Genomic DNA, 3,339 nt, shown 5'->3' on the forward strand with positions numbered 1-3,339 from the left:
ACCGTGCGCCGCGCTCCTATCTTGGTGGCTCGCGTCTGGGCGATCCTTGCGCGCGCCGGCTGCAGTACGAGTTTCTCTGCCTGCCGCGTGATCCAGATGGTCGCTTCAGCGGGCAGAGCCTGCGCATCTTCGCGGTGGGCCACAGCCTTGAGGACCTGGCGGTTGAATGGCTGCGCAAGGCCGGGCTCGACTTGCGAACCCGAGATCGCGCCGGCGATCAGTTCGGTTTCTCGGTCGCCGGTGGGCGCGTGCAAGGTCACATCGACGGCGTCATCGTCGCCGCCGCCATCGACATGGCGCTACCCGCACTTTGGGAGTGCAAGACGGCGAACGCCAAGAACTGGCGCGAGATCGTCAAGCGGGGTGTGGTAGCGGCAAAGCCCGTCTACGCCGTTCAGATCGCTCTCTATCAGGCCTATATGGGGCTGACCGATGCGCCGGCCCTGTTCACCGCGATCAACAAGGACACGAGCGAGCTCTGGCACGAACTGGTGCCTTTCGACGGCGCCCTCGCGCAGGCCTGCAGCGACAAGGCGGTGCGCATCCTGCAGGCATGCGACGCAGGCGAATGGCTGCCGCGCATCGCTGCTGAGCCGGGCCATTTCGAGTGCGCCTTCTGTGCCTGGAAGCAGCGGTGCTGGGTATGATGGCGCAGGAAACCGTCCCGCTGCCTGTCGCCCCGGACGCGGTCAGCATCGCCGCCTATGTCGAAGTCGTGTTTGGCTATTGCGATGGCTGGGTCGCGGTTCGCGCACTTGCCGAAAAGGGGGCGAACGACCGGCCGCCGCACACGCCTTTCGTCGTGGCCGATAAGGAGCTGGCGTCCAAGCTCGCCGTTCAGGCGGGCTGGGCAAACGAGGCCGGCATGGCGCTCTTCGTCGTGCCCGGCACCGTCGCTGCTCCCGGCGAGGCGAAAGCCGAGGACATCGTCCAGACCCAAGTGGTGCTGGTCGATCTCGATCATGGGGACATTGCGGCCAAGCGCGATCACCTGCTGCGGCACCTCGGCGCGCCGACGCTCGAAGTCGCATCCGGTGGCGTCACCCCGGAAGGCCAGCGCAAGCTCCATCTCTACTGGCGGCTGACCGAGCCCGCTGAGGGCGAAGAGATCGCCAAGGTCTGCCGTCTGCGCCACGCGATCGCGGTCAAGGTTGGCGGCGATCCGTCATTCCGCTCGGCGCATCAGCCGATCCGCGTTGCGGGCTCGGTGCATGCCAAGGGCGGCATCAGGCGCGCCGTCGAAATCCTCAAGCGGACCGACATCGAGTTCGATCTGCGCGATCTGGCCGAAGCGGTGATGGCCATGCCGCCGCTCGAAGGCGAGGCGATTTCCGAGTTCGATTTCAACGACGCCAGCGCCGGCAAGGGGGCGGTCCCGGAACTGTTCGGGCGCCGGATCCGCGAGGGCGGCGTGGACGGCACGACCCGGTTCGACGCGCTGTCTCGGGTCATCGGCTATTGGATCCGGCGTTGCCGCGAGGGGCATGTCACCCCGGCGCAGGCGTGGGACGAGATCGTCGCCTACAACGAAGCCAGGATCGATCCGCCTTGGCCCCTCGACAAGCTCCAGCATGAAGCCGAGCGGCTGTGGAAGCGTGACGCCGAGCGCGGTGGCGGAGCGCTCGGAACCCCGGGCGACGTGCCCGGCGACGGCGGTCCCGACGATGAAGCTCCGCCGCCGCAATTCACCGAGGATGCGCTCGCTCTCGAGTTCACGCGCCGATACGGCGAGGACTGGCGGTTCGTGGCGGCCTGGGGGCAATGGCTCGTCTGGACCGGTACTTACTGGCGTCATGAGACCACATTGATGGGCTTGCATCTTTCCCGACTGGTGTGCCGGGAGGCGGCAGGACGCTGCACGCGCGCACGCCTCGCGGCGAAGCTCGCCAGTGCCGCCACAGTGGCGGCGGTCGAGCGGCTGGCCCGGGCGGATCGGCGGCATGCCGCGACGGCCGAGGAATGGGATCGCAACCCTTGGGCGCTCAACACGCCGGGTGGGATCGTCGATCTGCGCTCGGGCGCGCGACGCGATCACGACCGGGCGGATCGGATGACCCGGATCTCCGGTGCTACCCCCGAGGGCGATTGCCCCACGTGGAAGGCGTTCCTGGCGACCGTTACCAACAATGACGCCGATCTACAGGCCTATCTTAAGCGCATGGTCGGCTATTCGCTGACCGGGCTCACGATCGAGCACGCGCTGTTCTTCCTCTATGGGACCGGCGCCAACGGCAAGTCGGTCTTCTGCAACGTAGTCGCCGCCATCCATGGCGACTACGCGACGACAGCGCCCATGGACATGTTCATGGCCACGACCGGCGATCGGCATCCGACCGATCTCGCGGGGCTTCGCGGCGCGCGCTTCGTGTCCGCCGTCGAGACCGAGCAGGGGCGCCGCTGGGCTGAGAGCAAACTGAAGCTCATGACCGGCAGCGATCCGATCAAGGCGCGCTTCATGCGGCAGGACTTCTTCGAGTTCATGCCGCAATTCAAGCTTGTCATCGCCGGCAACCATAAGCCTTCCATTCGAAACATCGACGAGGCCATGCGGCGGCGCTTTCACATGGTGCCGTTCACCGTGACTATCCCGCCGGCCAAGCGTGACAAGACGCTCACCGACCGCCTCCTGGCCGAGCGCAACGGCATCCTCGCTTGGGCGATCGAGGGCTGTCTTGAATGGCAGCGCATCGGGTTGAAGCCGCCGGCGGCGGTGCAAGCGGCGACCGACGAATATTTCGACGACGAGGACGCCATCGGGCGGTGGATGGCGGATGCCTGCGTCACCGGCCCGGGCTGCACCGAGCTGGTCGCCACGCTCTACGGCGCCTGGAAGGTGTGGGCGGAGGCGGCTGGAGAATATGTCGGCTCGATCCGGCGCTTCTCAGAAAACCTGACCACCCGTGGCTTCGAGAAATGGCGCGAGCCCGTGAGTACCCAAAGGGGATTTCGCGGCATTGCGCTCAAGGCCGCAAGTCGATCCACCACCGACATGGAGTTCTGACTACGATGCAGCCCCTGCAAACGCGCAAAAATACTCGCCTGACAGATCTGACAGATCGACCCCTTATAGACGTCACGCGCGCGCGTGCGCGCACGATAACGGTGCAAACCGTTTCATCTGTCAGATCTGTCAGGAGCCCCGATTCCGGCCTGCCTGTGTTGCTGGCCCTCGACCTCGGCTCGACCCTCGGCTGGGCGGTGCGGTTGCCTGACGGCGCCATCACGAGCGGCACCGTCGAGTTCCGGCCCGGCCGCTTCGAGGGCGGCGGCATGGCGTGGCTGCGTTTCCGCAGCTGGCTCGATGGCATGGTGCGCACGGTGGGCTCGATCCAGACCGTG

The 3,339-nt window shown here is 66.5% G+C and carries 2 protein-coding genes and 1 pseudogene; all 3 read left to right on the top strand.

The annotated features are described in order from the left end of the window. Positions 1–647, top strand: a 647-nt coding sequence (locus KAY22_RS26605) for a hypothetical protein (RefSeq protein WP_296626080.1), incomplete at its 5' end; no start/stop codon positions are given. After that, on the top strand, positions 644–3,001 hold the full coding sequence (locus KAY22_RS26610; RefSeq protein ID WP_296626081.1) for a phage/plasmid primase, P4 family: 2,358 nt from the start codon (positions 644–646) through the stop codon (positions 2,999–3,001). The genes KAY22_RS26605 and KAY22_RS26610, both read left to right, overlap by 4 nt. A gap of 5 nt (positions 3,002–3,006) precedes the next feature. Further along, a pseudogene (locus KAY22_RS26615) lies at positions 3,007–3,339 on the top strand (hypothetical protein); the annotation flags it as partial.

The sequence above is a fragment of the Rhizorhabdus sp. genome, assembly GCF_018006725.1.
Classification (GTDB): domain Bacteria; phylum Pseudomonadota; class Alphaproteobacteria; order Sphingomonadales; family Sphingomonadaceae; genus Rhizorhabdus.